This is a genomic window from Streptomyces sp. NPDC001137, from assembly GCF_040298885.1.
Taxonomy (GTDB): domain Bacteria; phylum Actinomycetota; class Actinomycetes; order Streptomycetales; family Streptomycetaceae; genus Streptomyces.
Genome location: NZ_JBEPBA010000012.1, coordinates 195,637 through 213,606 on the forward strand (window position 1 = coordinate 195,637; position 17,970 = coordinate 213,606).

Here is a 17,970-nt window from a genome sequence, read left to right on the forward strand (position 1 = left end):
GGATGGGGCAAGTCAGACAGAGCGAGGAAACGCTGACCAGTCGGCGCCCGACGCCATCCAGTAGACGGAACCGGATATCAGCTTCAGGAGCCTCTCCTCCTGAGCGAACACCCCTGAATCGGCTCTGCTCTGTAGCTGCACTTCCGATGCGTCGCCACTCGAACGCACCCTCAACATCAGAGAGGGCCCGCGCAGGATTTCGTCATCGCCGACCACGATGCGGTCGTTCTCGCCAACAGAGCAGGACGGGGCGTCGGCCTTCGACGACTCAAGAAGTGAGTCGTGTTCGGTGTAGTTGAACAGCGCGCCGCAGACTGCCGTGGACGACGCCTCTGGAAGCACTTCCTCGATGACTTCGTCCAAGCCGTGGGGGGGCGCGTATCCCACGGACATGGACTTCAGCCGTTGAGCGTGTGTACGTCGCACCAAAGTCTCGGCGCTGTTCGTCCGCGGCGCCGAGATCGCCACCGGAGCTCCGGTGTAACGCAAGGACACAGACCGCAATTCAGGCTCGAAGAACCGGTTGCAGTGCAGGCCCACCACACCCATGACCTCCGAGTCGTGCATCAGGGAAAGTGCCCACCCGAACGCACACAGGAATACCGACTCTTTTGACACTTTGAAGCGGGTGGCGGCTTTCACGGCCGCGCTATGGAGTTGCGTCGAATGCAATTCATGCCGTCGGCATTTCCCGACAGGTGGCGATGACTGCGCACGCCCACTCAAAGAAATATAGTCACTGATTTCCTGAAATGTTTCGCGCCAGTATTGCACGGCTCGTCGGCCGCGCTTGATACCGGATGGCGAATCCTCCCATTGGGTCATGTCCAGGGGCTGAGTAACTGCTAGGCCGGTATCGAGCAATGGGTGCACTCCGACATCAAGCCCCCACAGAATGTCACGGGAGAGAACTTGGAGCCCCCATTCATCCGCCGCGGAGTGGTCGATGAGGATGTAGACCTCGTGCGCGTACCCGCCGTCGTGTCCAACCACGAAACGGACGGGCCATTCTCTGCGGATATCGAGGGCCGGAGCCTGGCGCAGTTCCGCGAGCCGGCGACTGACATCGATGGGAAGCAGCTCGACCACATGCTCGATATCTGCCGGGGAATGCGGAGCTTCCTGGACCGATTGCATGCCGACACCCGCCTGGTCATACGTCACCACGGTGCGCAGCGATTCATGTCTTGCCACGACCGCGGCCAGCACATCCAAGAGGTCGCGAATCCTAACCCGAGTCAGCGGCAGCCGGTTGACGAGGGTGTTCGCATGAGCGGACTCCGGATCATCTGGTTCCCCTCTCAGCCAATTCTGTTGCAGCCAGTTCAGGCGTCCGAACCGCCACACGGAGGGTTCGATCTTTCCGTCAATTGCCATTCTGCTTCGTATCTCCATGTGTACGAAAGGAAGCAGAGACCCCTCGGCCCTAAGGGCTGTCTCGTAACTGCTGGCCACAGGTGAAAATGCTCTTGCTGTGGCTGGTGTCATAACGGCGTCGGAAGCGTCCTGGTCGGCCAGTTCACCGGGCTGAGCCGGGCCAGTTCGACAAGCTGATCCCGCGTTGCGACGGGAGAGCGCAGATCCCGCCGCGACGCGCGGCAGCGGGCCGCCAGCGGTCGGCCTTGGAACGCGCCCCTGAAGGACCGGGTGCTGCTGGCCTCCGCGCCCCGCGATCCCCGCGCCGGGTCAGCGAGGGGATCAATCGAGGGACGCCCGTCGGGCGTCCCTGGAGCCCGCACCGCGGGGCCGTCTGTGGCGGCATGCGTCCATCACACTCCTTCGGCGAACGGGGCAGCGGCTCTGCGACTAGTAGGGCAGGACGGCCCCTTAGGATCCAGGAAGTCGGTAGGCAACTCTTTCTGCCGGTGTCATTCCGGTGCTTCCGGGCTCAGTACGAAGGCGGACCAGCCGATCGCGGTCTTGCCCTGCAGCCCGAAGTGCGTTGGCACACTCGACAGATACCCGCGCCTGCGACGACCGTTTTACTGCCCTCCGCTGTCGGGACATAGCGCTCGGCCTTACAGGTGCCTGATGACTGGCATCCCCAGGGAGCCGGGTGCCGTGTGGGCGCGATCGGCGACTGTCACCGGCGTTGGACGTCCGGAAGAACCGGAAGGAAACCGGCAGGAAAGCTTCCTCCGGGCTTCCTGGATCCTATGGAGCCTTCCTGCCGTACTTGTTTCGAGAGGTTGCCCTGCTCACCGGAGGAATGTGATGACACGTATGACGCCGCAGTCGGCGATGCCACGCGAAGCTGGAGACGCGGGAGCGGACCCGCTGGGAAAGCGTGGTGACGGGACCTGGCTACTGCCATCGGCAGTGCCCGGACTGACCTCTTTCACTGCGCGATTCGAAAGAGTCATGGCAGGGTTGCAATCAACGCTGACGTCGATCGATCCGGCCGGCTCGCCGGGACCGTCCTGGCAGCCTCCGGTTGTGCCGCAAGCAGTGATCGAACGCGCCGAGTACGCCGAGTCGTTCCCCCATCTCCTCGGCACCGTGCATGCGCTGGAGGCGGAAACCTCGGAGAAAGACGCGCTCGACGAAGGGAACCGAGGACCGACCGACGTCGTTCTGGCGCCGGCGGTCTGCTATGGCGTCTACGCGCACCTCGCCGACCGGCACCTTGCGGAAGCCCGTCAGTTCGACGTCGCGGGCCACTGCTACCGCCATGAGGCCACCAGCGAACTCGGTCGCTTCCGCTCCTTCCGTATGAGGGAATTCGTCATGGTCGCCGACGACACCGCGCTACTGGAATGGCGGCAGAAGTGGATGGAACGTTGCGAAGAACTGTTCGCGCGTCTCGGGCTGAAGGTCTCGGTTCAGGTGGCGAGTGACCCGTTCTTCGGCCCGGGCAGCCGATTCATCAGGTCCAGTCAGGTGGAGCAACACTTGAAGTACGAATTCGTGGCGCCGCTGTTCGATGACGATCCAGGAACGGCCATCGCCTCCGCTAACAACCACAAGGATCACCTTGGCCGCCGTTTCGGCATCGATTTCCTCGACCAAGGTCCGGCGCACAGCTCCTGCACCGCCTTCGGCCTCGAACGCATCGTCCTGGCCTTGATCCATGCTCACGGGGACGACCTTGCCGATTGGCCCCTCCCGGTGTGAGAGCAGCTGGACCTCGCTCCGGGGTCGGCCTGGGCGGAGACCCGTGGATGCCCTGTGATCTGTTCGGGACTCCGCTCCGAAGCTACGAGAGTCCGCCGTCTCCAGTGGGGACGAGAGCAACGTCAGTGGTTATCTTGTGTTGATGCCCGATTCTTCGCCTCGAGAACTGAGCGACATCGGTTCGCTCAAAGCTCTGGCCCACCCACTCCGCCAGCAGATGTTCGCCTGGCTCCAGCGCTCCGGACCAGCCACGTCCGCGGAGCTGGCCGCCGAATTCGGCGCGGACCGTGGTGCCACCAGCTACCACTTGCGCCAGTTGGCGCGCTACGGCTTCATCGAGGAGGACACTTCCCGGTCGACGGGACGTCGCCGGTACTGGCGGGCTCCCCCGCAAGACCTCCGCATCCCCAGGCGAACGGCGGACTCGAAGACCGCGGGCGCCGTCAAGGAGGTTTTTCTCGCCTGGCTCGAGCAGGCGGACGACGCGTTGCGGAACTTTCTGGCGGCCTCGGATTCCTTCGGGGAGTTCGCAGAAGCCTCCCAGCACTCGCTCGCCGCTGTCACACTCACCGCCGAGGAACTCGTCCAGTTCGGCGAGGATTACATGGCTCTGCTCAAACGATGGCAGCTGGACGAGGGGGAACAACCGCTGCCTGGCGCCAGACACATCACCGTTCTGTTCCACGCGTTTCCCACCATTGACGAGAAGTGAGCGGCTCGTCGCGGCAGGCGTTCTCATCAGGTGCACGATTCCGGTACTCCGGCGAGCAACGGCTCCGCGGCGACGTCGGCGGTGTCCGTGGATACCGGCTCTGTAGTCACGAACTCAGCGTGCTGTATCCCGTGCGCGCCTTGCGGAGGCACAGGGTGTCGACGTACACGTGAACGTGCATAGCCGCGTTCCGACCTGGGCCGCGGCGTCAGGACCAGAACCAGCTCCGTGGAGCGTCGCCCCGGACTGGTGCTGGGGCCTCAGCCTTAGGCCCGTACCTTCAACGCGTTTTCCCTTCCCCGTCGCCGAGGGGCTGAGTGGTGCCTGCGCAGGCCATGGCATCCGGTCATCTGCTGTCGGCCGCTGTCAGTCCTTTGCCTGCAGTGCTCATGGTCACCGTGCCGCCCCACCCATCTCCAGGGTCGCGTCGGCCAACGTCGGTACACCTGGCGTCTCCGCCACGAAAGAACGGGCCCCGGGTACGGCCCGCCTGATCGCCGGCATGCCGGACGATGTGCGCCTCCGGACCAGAGGGTTCGACGCTTCGCTCACGGTTTCGTGATGATCAGCCGGTTCCTCTTCCGATGGCCTGATCACCTCTCTGACATAGGGGGCCAACCGGTACTCGCACGGCTCGGCAGAGTCGGCCACGACAAGGGACAAGTCGAGTAGGTCGGAAAGCAGCACAAGCTGCGTCGCTCCTCCGACCGCCGTCGCCCGCGCCCCGAATTCCGCCGCCACGTCGTCCACAGTGAACCGGGGAGTTCTAAGGGTGGCCAAACGAGTTAGCAATCGGCGGTGATTGTCCGTGAGCAGGTCCAAGTCCCAGCTGATGCTGGCGGCGACGGAGCGCTGATGGGACGAGAGGGCGTGGTCCCGAGTCCAGAGCATCTGCATGATGAGCCCGTTGGTCAGCAACAGCTCGATCGGCACGGTCCGTAGACGCTCCGCCGCGAACTCGAGGTAGCGAGGCAGACCGCCCACCCGGCGGCATAGTTCGGCCAGGCGTGAGGCATCCCGGACGAGGTCGACGGCCGCTGGAGAGCCCGACTCGACGTGCCACAGCAGGAGTTCTACCGCCGGTGCGGAGGAGACAGTGCAGCCAGGCCGGTGGTCGACCGACAGGGGGAGGATCTCACGGTTAACGCCGAGCCGCTCCGTGAGCCGGCGGCGCGCCGTGATCAGGACATGGATTCGAGCGAATCTGCTGAGTAGTTCTCTGGCCGCCGCGATAGTCCCTGCCGGAACGTGCTCGGCGTTGTCGAGAACAAGCAGCAGGTGGTCGTCTCGTTCGTTGTCCGCCCTGCCGTCTATCCGCTTCGAATCGGCGGCGTCCGGCGGACTGCCCCCAGGGCGTGGGGCTCGACTGAGTCGCTCTGAGACGCGCCGCAGCACAGTGGTTGTTTGATGGTTGCCGAAGGGGTGCTCCCTCGGGATGTCTCCGAGCTCCACGAAGACGACGCCGTCCCGGAATGTCGAGGACAGCTCTTCGGCCACAGCGAGAGCGAGTCGGGTCTTCCCGACGCCGCCGGGCCCGTGAAAAGTCGTCAGCCGATTGGCGCGCACGGTGCGCACCAGCTGCTCGAAGTCCGAACCGAGACCGGTGAGGGGCGCGTTCGGCGACTGCGGGCCGCGCCAGCGCTCCGCCGCCAGGGCGTCGTCCGCCCGCCGCACTGCCTCCGCGGACACGCCGAGCGCCTCCATCAAAAGGTCGATCGAGGACTGACGGGGGTTCTGCACCCGCCCCAGTTCGACGTTCCTGATCGTGCGGACGCTGAGCCCTGAGTACTCGGCCAGCTCTTCCTGCGTCCAGCCTCTCTGCTTCCTCATCAGTGCTATTTCTCTTGCCAGTTCCATGAATTCCCCGTTAGCTCCTGGAAACAGTCCAACTCCGAGACTCCGGGCACCCCAAAGGGGCCGCCATTTCTGGTGTTCGGAAACGCCATTGAGCATGGCAGAGTCGGAGATGCAATGCGGCGTGCGCCCTGATTCATCCGGCCGTCCGCCCATAGTTTCGGCGGTTACGTTGCCTTAAGGAGGCAACTCCTCAATGAAGACCGGTTCGTGGTTCGGTGCACGTGGACACCGACTGTGAGCGGTGCCTCATTTGAGCGCGGCAGGGCTGTCCCCAGCTAACGGGCCGTTCATTCGCTTCGCCGCCCTTCGCTGGTCCGGCATGCTCGGGATCCCAAACGAATCTAGAAGGACGGCAAGACGGAACTTCCGCCACATAGAACTCTCCCTCGCTCGGGCAGACCACCCTCGAGGCATCCCGGCAGTGTATGACTTGGTGGTCAACACTGGCTTAATGAGATCCCCGTGGCCCCGTGTCCGCTACATGTGAACGCTCTCATTGGCTTAATTAGAGGTCAAGGGGAGGCCGCGAACCACTTGGAAACGTGCGTATATTTCAAGCCACACCAGCCATCGCCGCCACGGCTCGGAATCCCTCGACGTGGAGGTCCAAGGCCGGGTACCTTTCGCCACCGCCGTCGGTTGAAGCTCGACAGCATGGGGGGATTTTTGCTGGTAGACGAACCGCTTTCGAGGTGCGGTCCATCCGCGTCAAGCCCTCGCACACCTTGGGCGGTTCGAGATTCCGACAGACGATGCGTCAGAAAACGCTTTCATATGGCCGAAATCATGCCACGCCTTTATCGATACTCCATCGAATCGCCTACACCCGCCACATCGCCCCTTTTTACCGATCTGTGATCAGTCGAGTATATTCGCCGAACCCTGAGGTTCGCTTGATCGATCGAGTAAATAGCCCACCACGCAACAGCGGACTCTAAACCTGTGTGAACTCTATGTAGAGGCTGATGACCTATTCAGTGCCACAGGTCGAAACTTGCTGCTCTCTCCACTCCAACCTGCGGTCGCATGACAGAGACGTGCATTTCGATAGCATGGCGGATTCGCTCGCCGACACACACAGGGAGCGGCCCGAAAATAATCAAGCAAAGAAACTAAAAATGCGGCCTGCCATGCACTTGGGTTCTGAAGAACTGACCCCATCGCCGCCGCAGGCTCACCCTCTTCGGGCTCGAGGATGAGGCCGACGCCTTCAACGAGCGGGAAGTAGAGGATCAGTCGACTACAGCGTCCTTCGCAGCCAAAAGACCACCGGCCACTGGGTTTTCTTGAAGCACTCCTAGTGAGAGCAGTTCAATCAGATGCTGTCGACTGTTCCCCCATCCAATAAGGAGCCGATCGGCCGGTGCGAAAACGACTTCGCTGCGCACGCCGAACTCGGTCCCGGTAGGAGTCAGAGGTTCAAGCTTGCGTCGACTCCTTGCGTTCAGGGAGTGATGGGGCACGCCGGACTGCCGGGCTGGCGGTGGCGCTGATCGCTGCAACGAGTGTCACCGCGGTGAGGACGAATATGGAGCTCACGGGTCCAAGGAGGGTGAGCATATAGCCAGCGCCAAGAGAGGCTAGGGGCATGACCCCCCAGGAGAGGGTCATAGCCGCGCTAGTCACGCGCCCCCGCAGTTCGTCGGGGACCAGGACAGTCATGTAGGTGATCATCACGACGTTCCACAACGGTCCGATGAAGGCGCAGACAGCACCGATGGAACCAATCGCCAGGGGATTGGAGGGCAGCGCGAACAGGGGTAGGAGCGCGGCCCATATCCAGTTGACTCCGATGATGACGACCTTGGGCGTGAAGTGGTCATGTAGCTTGCTCGCGGCGAGGGCACCGACCAGGCCGCCGCCGCTGTAAATGCCGAGCATGATGCCGACAGTGCTGGATGAGGCGCCGCGTTCCTCGGCGAGGACGACCAGAATCAGTGTCAGGGCCTGGAAGACCAGGTTGCTCATGGCGATGAGCAAGATCGCGGCACGTATGAGCGGCCGGCGCCAGACCCAGCGCAGACCCGCGGTGGTCGCCTGCCACAGGGTCTCTGACGGTGGCTTCGCCTCGTTCTGCAGGTCGCTTCGGATGAATAGCAGTCCGATGGAGGCGACGACGTAGGAGATCGCGTCGGCCAGAAAGGGCACGGCTCGGTTGATGCCGAAGAGCATGCCGCCCAAGGGAGGACCGGCCAAGGCTGCACCACGGCTTCTGGCCTCGTTGTGGGCGACAGCGGTGGGTAAAAGCCCGACCGGCACGATGTTCGGGAGGGCGGCCCGCTCGGCCAGCCCGAAGAAGACGAAGCAGACTCCCTGCACGAAGGCGACGACGGCCAAGTATCCGACCGTGAGCAGGTCCGACCACATGGCGAATGGGACGGTCAAGAGTGCCAGTCCGGCAACGAGTTCGCTGATCAGCAGGATTCTGCGCCGGTTCCACCGGTCTACCAACGCTCCGGCCGGCAGGTGAGCGATGAGGTGGGGAAGCGTGCCAGCGGCCCCAACCAGCCCGGCGTCGGAGGGTGATCCGGTCGTCGCGAGCACAAGTAGCGGCATTGCCGTCCCGCTGATCTGAGCACCCAGTGTCGACACGACCTGCCCAGTCCACAGGATGACGAACTCACGGTTGCGCCACAGCGAGGGCGGCCGAGCCGCTCCCTGTACAGGCGGCGCAGTCACGAGGCGGCCTCGCAGTCCGTGAGTGGGAAGGTGCGTGAGGCAGCGGAGACGCGTCGGCTGCGGGGAGACGACGGGCAAGATTCTCGGTGTTGAGGAAAGGGCAGGTCGATGCGTCCTCCACCGGCCTGGGCGACCTCACAAACCTCGTCGGTCGCACGGACCTCGGTGGCCGAGGCAGCAGGCATGGCTAGGACGTGAGACTCACGCCAGGTCGGCTCCTGCCGCCGCAGCCGTCGAGCCAGGTCGGCGGGTGCAGGAAGGTCAGGCAGCGAACATGATCGTGATTCCGGCATGATGAGAAGATATCTGTGCAAACATTTCTTCTCAAGGGGCGAGCCGCTCAAACTCATGCCAGAGGCGAACCGACCAAGCCACCGAGCTCGGCCCCAACGCCCAGGCCTCACATTCCACGGGACGGCTACGGCGATCGTGGATCTGCGGCCGCTGGGGACGGCGATCCTCTTGAAGGAGGCGTCCGGTTGGGACGGCGGGAACATGTTGTCCGGGCGCAAGCCGCACCTGACCGTGGACTGCCTCGGCCTGCTCCTAGCGGTGATGTGGCGGGCAAGACTCGTCGAATGGACGGCCGAAACGGCAACGGAGCCTGACCCGGTCAGGGAAGCAGTCTGCGGCCCGCCCGGGATCTGGTCCGGCCGCACCTTCACAGGCGTCGCATCCGACATGTTGTGGGGCGGATCGGGTACGCACTGGACAACGCCGCCGCGGAGGCGCTCAACAGGATGCTAAAGGTCGAGTTCGCTCACCGGCAGTACTTCACCACCCGGGCCGAGGCACGCATCAAGATCTCGACCTGGATAGCGGACTTCTACAACACCCGCCGGAGACACGGCGCCGACGACGGGCTCACTTGATCCCGTTCGAACGTCGCATGGCAGAAGCGCGGAGACCATCAACGGCCCAGTCGGCGGCGCCGCGCAGTGAGGCGTGCGTCCTCTTCACGGGCAGGCCGTGGGAGTGCCCCACCTTGAGGACCGAGCGGTGTGACTCCACAGCGTCGTCCGGTGTTGGCCTTGCTTGCTCCGTGCCGCGCAGAGCCTCTGCCCCACACAGGGGACGATCTGTCGTCCCAGACGACGTGCGGCGGAACCAAGAAGCCCCACAAGCTGGCGTAGGGAAGCAGAACGGTCCAACCGGCCTCGGCCTCTGCACCCTAACCATCCATCAATCATCCGCCGAGAACAGCTGAAGCGGCAGGTCAGAGGCATGCTCACTCACCACCCCACCCACCTGCCCTCATACGGAGGACGCTCGCTGGCGCGCATCCGCTACCCTGTCCTTGGTCGGACATTGGTGCGCCATGTTGTCTCCCAGGTTTCCCTGGTGGAGAACGTCGCGCCATGTCTGACCAGCGGGCTTGTGCTCCTGGTTGAAGATCCGCTGTCTGGATTTTCAGCAAGGTTTTCTACAAGCCCCCGCCTTCGTAGCTCAGGGGATAGAGCACCGCTCTCCTAAAGCGGGTGTCGCAGGTTCGAATCCTGCCGGGGGCACAACGCGTTACGCCGCTGACCTGGGGTTTCTTCCCCTGGGAAGCGCTCTGTTCGGCCTCGGGCTCCCCGTCCGGGGCCGTTTGCGTGAGCGGTGCGGGCGGGCAACCGTTCAGGCCGGGAAGCCGGCTCTTGCGACCGGGTCAGCACAAGCCTCGCTGAGCTTCGAAGATTGTCAGGGCCTCGGTCCGACGTCCCTGGGTGATGAGGGTTCGGGTGCCGTCGTCGAGGAGCCCACGCCACAGCCATGCGCGGGCCTCACCCTTTCCTGTGAGGCCCGCCGGCACCGCGACATCCCCGAACCAGTGGCGGGGCCCGCCTCGACGGACTGGTACAGGTCGAGCAGTCCCCGACGGTCCTCATCCGCGTGGCCGGCGCGTACTCCGGCCACGGGTGGGAGAAGAGTGGCAGTGCCGTGGCGGGCGTCGTGCCGGCGTATCACGCAGGGGCCGTGCTGCTACTTGAGCTCGTCGGCGGTGAAGTAGCCGTCGGTGAGCAGAAGTTCGTAGTTGGTCCTGTCGATGTCGACCGGCTGCAGCAAGCGGGCGGGCACGTCCTTGACGCCGTTGTTGTAATCACTTCTGTTGTCCACCCACGGCGCCCTGTCGCTGAGTATGTCGTCGGCCATGTCTGCGGCGGCTCTTGCGAGGTCGCGGACGTCCTTGAAGACGGTCTGGGACTGCTGGCCCGCGATGATGGACTTCACCGAGGGCAGCTCGGCGTCCTGACCAGTGATGACCGGGAGGGGCTTGCCGGCGGAGCCGTAGCCGTCCTGCTTCAGTGCGGACAGGACGCCCCTGGAGATGCCGTCGTACGGCGAGAGGACCGCGTCGACCTTCCTGCTGCCGTACCACTTGGTGAGGAGGCCGCTCATGCGCTTTTGCGCGGTGGGCCCGTCCCAGCGCAGGGTGGTGATCTTGCTGAGTTCGGTCTGGCCGGACGGGACGTCCAACTGCTTGCTGTCCAGAAACGGCTGCAGGAGCGTCATCGAACCGTTGAAGAAGTATTTGGTGTTGTTGTCGTCGGGGGAGCCGGCGAACAGCTCGATGTTGAACGGACCCTTGCCGTCCTCCAGGCCGAGCTTCTTGATGATGTGGTGGGCCTGGATCAGGCCGACCATCTCGTTGTCGAAGCTGACGTAGTAGTCGACGTTCTTGGTGCCGAGGATGAGCCGGTCGTAGCAGATCACCGGAATCTGCGCATCGGCGGCCTGTTGAAGCACGCCGTTCAGCGACCTGGCGTCGATGGCCGCGATGATCAGTGCGTCGACGCCCTGCTTGATCAGGTTCTCGATCTGTGAGACCTGGGCCTTCGGGTCGTCGTCGCCGTAGACCAGCTTGGTCTTGTACCCACTGCCCTTCAGGTCCTCGACGAGGCTCTTGCCGTCGGTGAGCCAGCGCTCGGAGGCCCGCGTCGGCATGGCGAGGCCGACGGTGCCGCGCCCGGACCTGCGCACGGAGCTGCTCTCGCTGTTCTGGTCACAGGCGGACAAGGCGAGGGCGAGGCCGGCGGCTCCAGCGAGGGCGGATCTTCGGTTGAGCATGGTGATCGTTCCTTGTTCTTCTCGTCGTTGAGGAGGATGACGGCCAGGCGTCGACGGGGGCGGTGGAGCCGGCGGGCGGCATGCAGGCGAGTCGCGAGCGAGTCGGACGCGCCGTACGCACTCCCGGGGTGCCGGAGTCAGGTCCCGCAGAGGGGTGCCGTACGGGTGGATCCCCGGGCGCCCTGGACGGACCGAACTTCAGACAGCGCGGTGCGCTGGGGCGGACCAGCTCGGCGCCCTCGTGGATCCGCATGCAGCCGCCGATGTCGTCGGGGGCCTTGGTGCACAAGTTCCAAGGCGAGTGAACAACCGGCGGGCTCGCTCGTGTGGTTGAGGCCAAGTTGGCCCGGCACGCTGCACGAGTCGGTACTCATGCGCCTCGATGTCCCGCAGATCACCGATCCCGTCGCCGGTGTGTCCCTGTACGTACACCGGGCTTCGCCACGGCGTTCCGGCCACGTGCGTGCTGGTTCCGGGGATGCACAGGACAATCGCCTTTCGAATGTTCGAAATCTCGACACATGTTCGGAATGCTGGCGTGACGTTAGGGGCGGGTGTGCGGGGTGTCAACGGGGCGAACTGGAACGGTTACAGAAAGAGGTGGGAGATCGCGCTGATCGGATGCCGACCGACGGGAAGGGAGCGTGAAGCGAGATCAGCGTGCCGGAAGGACGGCAGACAGTACGCTGAATCCAGGCGGGATCGGGCCCGCAGCACAGTGTCCGGGAGGTGCTTCATGACATCCGAGATGGTGGCCCCGGCATGGATGCATGAGCTGATCACGGCGGAGGAGTACGACTCCTGGTCCGAGGAGCAGTGCGCCGGTATCGAGGTCGTGGACGGGATGGTCGTCGTGAGTCCGAGCGCGTCCAAGCGGCACAACCGGCTCGCTCGGATTCTGGCGAACGCCCTGGATGCCGCCGCGGGCCCGGAGTGGAACGCGGACACGCACTTCGACGTCCGGCTTCAGGACGTCCCGCTCACCAATCGCCGCCCGGACGTCGTCGTGTACCGCGCGGACACGATCGACATCACCCCCACTCGCCCTGAGCACGTGCTGCTGGTCGCGGAGGTGGTGTCGCCGGGCTCGGAGACCACCGACCGGATCGTGAAGGTCGACCAGTACGCCAAGGCAGGCATCGGCTTCTACTGGCGGATCGAGCAGGCCGTGACAGGCGTTCCTCTCGTGTACACCTACGTTCTCGACCCCGCGACGAAGGCCTACCGCGACGGAGACGTCTTCACCGGCGTCCTCAAGGTCGCGGCCCCCTTCCCGGTGGAGGTCGACCTCGGCCAGGTCTGACCAGGCGCTGCCTGGCAGTCGGCGACGCGTGAGCGATGCGTGAGCGGACTGCCCGATACAGGGCGGCAAAGCGGGTGTCGCAGGTTCGCATCCTGCCGGTGCACAGAGAAGCACCAGGTCAGGGGCCCTTCCGTCCAGCGGACGGAAGGGCTCCTGCGCTTGCAGTGCGGGCGGGCAGGGTCCGGACCAGGGATCTCCAGAAGGCGGGGCGGTAGTCCGTGATCAGCGGTCGCCGGGCGTCCTTCGGCCAGCTGAAGACGATGCCCGGGTTGTGCAGGCCGGTGCCGTCGGGAAGGAAGAAGTGCGGGCTGCCGGTCACCTCGGGGGCCTTCGATTCCTCCCACTGGTCGAAAATGGCGATGCGGCACGTTCCGCGGCGCAGCGCCGTGTCGAGGTGGCCGGTGTCGACCAGGGGGCAGTCGTCGGCGATCGCGAGTATCTCGGAGTGGACGCTGATACAACGCGACTCGGCGTAGAAGGCGTGACGGAGGGCCGCGTCGAGCTGGTCGGAGGCGGCCAGGCCCGCCTCGGGGGGTCCGGGCTGGGCCTTCACCGCCTGGACCGCCTCCATGGCCGGCAGCATGGTCACCGGGTATCCGGACTCCGGCCCCTGCCATCCTGTCCAGCCGAGAGCGGGTTCGCGTTCGGCCACGGCGGCGATCTCCGGGTCGAGGATCCACTTGGGCGTGGGACGGGAGTTGAAGAGTTCCAGGGGGAACGCCCGGTGGTCGATGGTGAGCCGGACGCCTTCCTCGGCGGCTGCCCGCCGCAGGTTGAACAGCCCCAGCGAGGCCCACGGGCAGCCGATGTCGGAGTACACGATCACGGTGTTCATGGCAGGGTCTCCTCCTCGGGCCGCGGCCCACGAGAGCGCGGGGCGCAGCCCGGGCGGCGCGGCCGGGCTGCCGACGTCGCAGATGTGCTGCGCGTGCCGGAAGATCACCGGACCTCCGGCGAGACACCGGCGCGCTGGTAGAGCACCGGGTCGAACGGGGTGGGACCACCGCAGGTGGCGAAGCGGGGTGCGGTGGGATCCTCGTCGGGGTGGCGGGTGCCGTGCGGCACACCGGGCGGGGCGAACAGCACGTCGCCGGGTTCGGCGTCGTACCACTGACCGTCCAGGTGGAGCTGGCCCTTGCCCTCGAAGGCGATGAAGGCCTCCTCGCTGTCGGGGTGGACGTGGACGTTGAAGTACTCGCCGGGCTCCATGAAGCCGCAGTGCAGACACAGTTGGGGCGAACCGGTGCCCGGCCAGAACAGGAAGTTCATGGTGGCGGTCCTGGCCGAGGCTTCGCTCTGCCCGGTGCCGGTGAAGCCCTTCAGCTGGGTCTCCTCGTTCCACAGGCGCGAGAACCGGCGGGGATCGGTGCCGGGAGCACGGTCCGGGCGCAGCGTGGTGTTCCACACGTACGCCGTGAGGTCCACGCCGGCGTCGGCGCTCAGCTCGTAGGGGTCACCGGTCGGCGCGTACACCGTGTCGGCACGGCCGAGGCGTCCGCGGGCGGTGCCGGAGGCGCCGGAGCCGGAGCCCTCGAAGACGACCACGACGTTCTCCTCGCCTGCCGAGGACGGGGGCCGCCATACCGCTGCGGCGGGGACCTTCACCACGTCGAGCCGGACGATCCGCGCACCGAGGTGGGGGCCGACCGCAGTGGCGACCCGGCACCCGTCAAGCAGACGGAACTCCATCTCGTCCGCCTTGACGACACAGCCCTGGGCGGTCCTGGTGCTCATGTTCTCCCTTTCGGTGGAGTCGTGCGGTGGCAGAGGGGGGCAACTGGGCGAAGACGATTCCGGCCAGCACGGCGGCGGCTCCGACCACTTGGAGAGGGGTCATGTGCTGTCCGAGCACGATCAGGCCGAGCAGGGCGGCGACGACCGGGCTGAACAGGCCCAGGAAGGACACCGCCACGGCCGGCAGCCGTTCGACGCCGCGGAACCAGACGGCGTAGGCGACGACGGCACCGACCAGGCACAGGTAGCCGTACCCCATGAGGTTGGTGGTCGTGACGCGACCGGGAAGCCCCTCGAACAGCAGGGTGAGCGGCAGCAGGAACAGCCCGCCCATGGTGAGCTGCCAGCCGGTGAAGGCCATCAGGCCGACCCGCGGCGGGCGGCCCCAGCGTTTGGTGAGGACGATGCCCAGGGCCATGCAGCAGGCCCCGCCCAGCGCGGCGGCGACCCCCACGGGGTCGAGGGTGGTGGCGGACGCCGAGACCAGCAGGCCCACGCCCGCCGTGCCGAGCAGACAGGCCACCAGGTGCCGGCCCTGGACCCGGTCGCGCAGCAGCACGGCGGCCAGCCCCAGGACGATCAGCGGCTGGAGCGAGCCGATCAGCGCGGCGATACCGCCGGGGAGGTGGTACGCGGCGACGAAGAGCAGAGCGAAGAACGCGCCGATGTTGCACACGCCCAGCACGGCGGACCGCCAGATCCACGTCCCCCGCGGCAGGCGGCGGGCCGCGAGGACCAGCAGCAGCCCGGACGGCAGGGCACGGATCGTGGCAGCGAGCAACGGGCGGTCCGCGGGCAGGAATTCGGTGGTGACCAGGTAGGTGCTCCCCCAGACCAACGGTGCGAGCGCGGCCAGCGCGGCGTCCGTGAGGTACGTCTTCACCGGGCACCGCCCGGCAGGAGCACGGCGGGCGCCCCGGTGGAGCCGTCCTCGGGTGCGGGGCGCGTCGGCACGGCCTCGAGCAGGTGCGCCACCACGTCCGGGAACGTGTCGCACACCGTCGTCCCCGGGACCGCCGCCAACGCGTCACGGCTGCCCACCCCGTAGGTGACCGCCACCGGGCGCATGCCGGCCGCTACGGCCATCCGCATGTCGCCCACGGTGTCGCCGACGTACGCGCAGCCGTCCGGCGGGACGCCGAGGGCGTGCGCCGCCGCCAGACCCGACTCCGGGTGGGGTTTGCCCCGGCTCACCATGTCGTGGCCGATGACCACGGGGAAGTACGCGCCGATGTGCAGGGCGTCCAGGAGCGCGTGGGCGCTGCGGGACACCTTGGCGGTGGCGACGGCCAGCGCGATGCCCGCCTTGCGCAACCGGGCCAGGCCCTCGGGGACTCCGGCGTGGAGCAGGCGTGTGCCCGTTCCGAGCACCTCGGCGTCGAACAGCTCCCGGTACCGCGCCACGGCGCGGCCGGTCCGCGGGTCGTCGGGTGCCGTGCCGAGCAGCCGGCCGAACGCCTGCTCCAGCGGGATGCCCACGGTGGGCGCAGCCTCCTCGGGTGCGACCGTCCGGCCGTGCTCGGCGCAGACCCGGACGAGCAGCCGGCGGATGGCCGCCGGGGTGTCGGCAAGGGTGCCGTCCAGGTCGAACACGACGGCCCGCAGTGGCCCGTTCACCGGTCCGCCCCCATGACGTCGCCGCGTGCGCGGCGCGCGTCGGCGAGAGCGACGGCGAGTTCGCCGGCCCGTCGGGCGGTGCTGATCAGCACCGCGCGGTTGGCCTCGGCGGTGCGGCCCCCGGTGGCACGGGAGAGTGCCTTCATCAGGTACGGGGTGGTCCTCGGCCCGCTCACCCCCTCGCGTTCGGCGTCCGCGAGCGCCTGGTGCAGCACCCGCTCGATCTCGTCGGGGTCGAGCGCGTGTTCCTCGTCGATCGGCGTGGTGACCAGGGCTCCGCCCGGCAGCCCGAGGCTCCAGTGCGCCTCCAGGGCCCGGGCGACGGCGGCCATGTCGTCCAGGCGCTGCGGGTTGCGCAGGCCGCTCGAACGGCAGTAGAAGGCCGGGAAGTCGTCGCAGCGGTAGCCGATGACGGGGACGCCCAGGGTCTCCAGGTACTCCAGGGTCAGCTTCAGGCACAGGATGCTCTTCGCCCCGGCGCAGACGACCGCCACCTTGCTGCGGGTGAACTGGACCAGGTCCGCGGAGATGTCGAAGGTCTCGGGGGCACCGCGGTGCACGCCGCCGATTCCCGCGGTGGAGAAGACGGGGATGCCGGCGAGGTCGGCGGCGACCAGGGCGGAGGCGACGGTGGTCGCGCCGTAGCCGCCGCCGGCGATCGCAGGCCCGATGTCCCGGCTGCTCACCTTCGCGACCTGACGCTCCGTCGCGAAGCGTTCGATCTCCTCGCGGTCCATTCCGACCGAGAAGCGGCCGCCGGCGATCCCGATGGTGGCGGGAACGGCGCCCGCCTCGCGCACGGCCTTCTCGATGGCGAGGGCGGTCTCGACATTGCCCGGGTAGGGAAGGCCGTGTGCGATGACGGCGGACTCGAGGGCGACCACCGGCAGCCCTTCGTGCAGGGCTTCACGTACCTCGCTGTGCATATCGACCAGGGGATGCACCTGGTCCCTCCTCTCGTCGCGGTGTCGGTGACGAGGATGCGCGGACCTGCTCCCGTGTCCGTCCCGATCGGATCCCGCACGGTTCCCCTCGGACGCCGGTCCCGACCGGCATCGAAGGACAGGGTGGGGAACGCCCGGCCGGAACGGTGTTCCGGCAGGTACGGCACCGGGAACGGATCGGGAACGGGCGCTCCTAGCCTGGCCGGGAAGCCTCAGGTGAAGGAGAAGTCACTGCCATGACCGAGATCGTCCTCATGTCCGGCAGCATTCGCGACGGCTCGTACAACTCCGCGGTCGTCGCCACGCTGCGCCGTCTCGTCGACGCGCGCTTCGACGGGGTCCGTACCACCGTCGTCCATCCGGCGGAACTGCCCTTCTACGACCAGGACATGGACGCGGCCAACGGTTCCGAGGCCGTGCTGCGGATGCGCAACCGGGTGGCCGCCGCGGACGTCCTGGTGATCAGCACCCCGTCGTACAACGGCGCCGCGCCGGGCGTTCTCAAGAACGCGCTGGACTGGCTGTCGCGGCCGTACGGCGAGAGCTGCCTGGACGGGCGGATCGTGGCCGTCACCAGTGCCTCGCCCGGTCCGCGCGGGGCCGTGGACGCGCAGCCGGGGCTCGTGGAGGTCCTGGGGCACGCCGGAGCGCTGGTGGTGGACCACCCGCCCGTCGCGGTGGCCAACGCAGAGGAACTGCTCACCGAGGGCGGGGAGTTCGAGGACCCCGCGACTCTCGACGCGCTGGAAGGCCTGCTGAGGGCCGCGCTGGCCGCCGCCCGTGAGGCCGAGCCCTCCCTCGCCGCCTGACCTTCCACGTGCCCTCGGCGCCACCCCCGCACCCCCGCGAGAGCCATGCGTCCAGCCCTGGGCCGCCACCCTCCGCATTGCTCGTACCGCACCCTTGGGACACGATCGTGGTAGCGGTTCACGGCCGGGCCCGGACGGCGAATCCGTCGTCCG

At 66.7% G+C, this 17,970-nt stretch carries 14 protein-coding genes and 1 tRNA gene; 6 read left to right on the forward strand and 9 right to left on the reverse strand.

Translation table 11 applies throughout. From position 1 onward, the window contains the following. Window positions 1-12 precede the first annotated feature (12 nt). A complete protein-coding gene (locus ABT254_RS24835; RefSeq protein ID WP_351474000.1) occupies window positions 13-1,395 on the reverse strand; it encodes a condensation domain-containing protein in 1,383 nt (460 codons plus the stop codon). Between the two features lie 966 nt (window positions 1,396-2,361). On the opposite strand from ABT254_RS24835, the gene ABT254_RS24840 reads away from it, so the two are divergent. Together ABT254_RS24840 and ABT254_RS24845 are read left to right on the forward strand one after the other, a co-directional pair. Continuing rightward, a complete protein-coding gene (locus ABT254_RS24840; RefSeq protein WP_351474003.1) occupies window positions 2,362-3,114 on the forward strand; it encodes an aminoacyl--tRNA ligase-related protein in 753 nt (250 codons plus the stop codon). A 142-nt stretch (window positions 3,115-3,256) separates the two neighbouring features. Beyond that, complete coding sequence (locus ABT254_RS24845) at window positions 3,257-3,826, forward strand: helix-turn-helix domain-containing protein (RefSeq protein ID WP_351474006.1); 570 nt, start codon at window positions 3,257-3,259, stop codon at window positions 3,824-3,826. Between the two features lie 393 nt (window positions 3,827-4,219). Here the strand turns inward: ABT254_RS24845 and ABT254_RS24850 are convergent, their stop codons facing one another. Then, complete coding sequence (locus ABT254_RS24850) at window positions 4,220-5,683, reverse strand: helix-turn-helix domain-containing protein (RefSeq protein ID WP_351474009.1); 1,464 nt, start codon at window positions 5,681-5,683, stop codon at window positions 4,220-4,222. A 1,419-nt stretch (window positions 5,684-7,102) separates the two neighbouring features. Next, complete coding sequence (locus tag ABT254_RS24855) at window positions 7,103-8,362, reverse strand: MFS transporter (protein ID WP_351474012.1); 1,260 nt, start codon at window positions 8,360-8,362, stop codon at window positions 7,103-7,105. Between the two features lie 674 nt (window positions 8,363-9,036). Between ABT254_RS24855 and ABT254_RS24860 the strand changes: the two genes are divergently transcribed. Then, entirely contained in the window at window positions 9,037-9,234 is a 198-nt protein-coding gene (locus ABT254_RS24860; RefSeq protein ID WP_351474126.1) for an integrase core domain-containing protein, read from the forward strand. A 563-nt stretch (window positions 9,235-9,797) separates the two neighbouring features. Further along, window positions 9,798-9,870: transfer RNA gene (locus ABT254_RS24865), tRNA-Arg, on the forward strand. A gap of 454 nt (window positions 9,871-10,324) precedes the next feature. On the opposite strand, the gene chvE is transcribed toward ABT254_RS24865, so the two are convergent. After that, a complete protein-coding gene (chvE, locus tag ABT254_RS24870) occupies window positions 10,325-11,410 on the reverse strand; it encodes a multiple monosaccharide ABC transporter substrate-binding protein (protein ID WP_351474015.1) in 1,086 nt (361 codons plus the stop codon). A 736-nt stretch (window positions 11,411-12,146) separates the two neighbouring features. Here chvE and ABT254_RS24875 point away from each other — a divergent pair. After that, complete coding sequence (locus tag ABT254_RS24875) at window positions 12,147-12,713, forward strand: Uma2 family endonuclease (RefSeq protein WP_351474018.1); 567 nt, start codon at window positions 12,147-12,149, stop codon at window positions 12,711-12,713. Between the two features lie 118 nt (window positions 12,714-12,831). On the opposite strand, the gene ABT254_RS24880 is transcribed toward ABT254_RS24875, so the two are convergent. From ABT254_RS24880 to ABT254_RS24900, 5 genes are all read right to left on the reverse strand, one after another. Further along, the gene (locus ABT254_RS24880) at window positions 12,832-13,548 is read right to left on the reverse strand and encodes a DsbA family oxidoreductase (protein ID WP_351474021.1); all 717 of its coding nucleotides are present in this window, start codon (window positions 13,546-13,548) and stop codon (window positions 12,832-12,834) included. A gap of 104 nt (window positions 13,549-13,652) precedes the next feature. Next, window positions 13,653-14,447, reverse strand: coding sequence for a cupin domain-containing protein (locus tag ABT254_RS24885; RefSeq protein ID WP_351474024.1), 795 nt, complete (start codon window positions 14,445-14,447; stop codon window positions 13,653-13,655). Beyond that, window positions 14,383-15,330 (reverse strand): EamA family transporter, encoded by a 948-nt coding sequence (locus ABT254_RS24890; protein WP_351474027.1) that lies wholly within the window; start codon window positions 15,328-15,330, stop codon window positions 14,383-14,385. The genes ABT254_RS24885 and ABT254_RS24890 overlap by 65 nt, the downstream gene beginning before the upstream one ends. Beyond that, complete coding sequence (locus tag ABT254_RS24895; protein ID WP_351474030.1) at window positions 15,327-16,064, reverse strand: HAD family hydrolase; 738 nt, start codon at window positions 16,062-16,064, stop codon at window positions 15,327-15,329. The genes ABT254_RS24890 and ABT254_RS24895 overlap by 4 nt, the downstream gene beginning before the upstream one ends. Continuing rightward, window positions 16,061-16,990, reverse strand: coding sequence for a pseudouridine-5'-phosphate glycosidase (locus ABT254_RS24900; RefSeq protein ID WP_351474129.1), 930 nt, complete (start codon window positions 16,988-16,990; stop codon window positions 16,061-16,063). Before ABT254_RS24900 ends, ABT254_RS24895 begins: the two co-directional genes overlap by 4 nt. Before the next feature lie 254 nt (window positions 16,991-17,244). Here ABT254_RS24900 and ABT254_RS24905 point away from each other — a divergent pair, with 254 nt between their 5' ends. Further along, window positions 17,245-17,817, forward strand: coding sequence for an NADPH-dependent FMN reductase (locus tag ABT254_RS24905; protein WP_351474033.1), 573 nt, complete (start codon window positions 17,245-17,247; stop codon window positions 17,815-17,817). Window positions 17,818-17,970 lie beyond the last annotated feature (153 nt).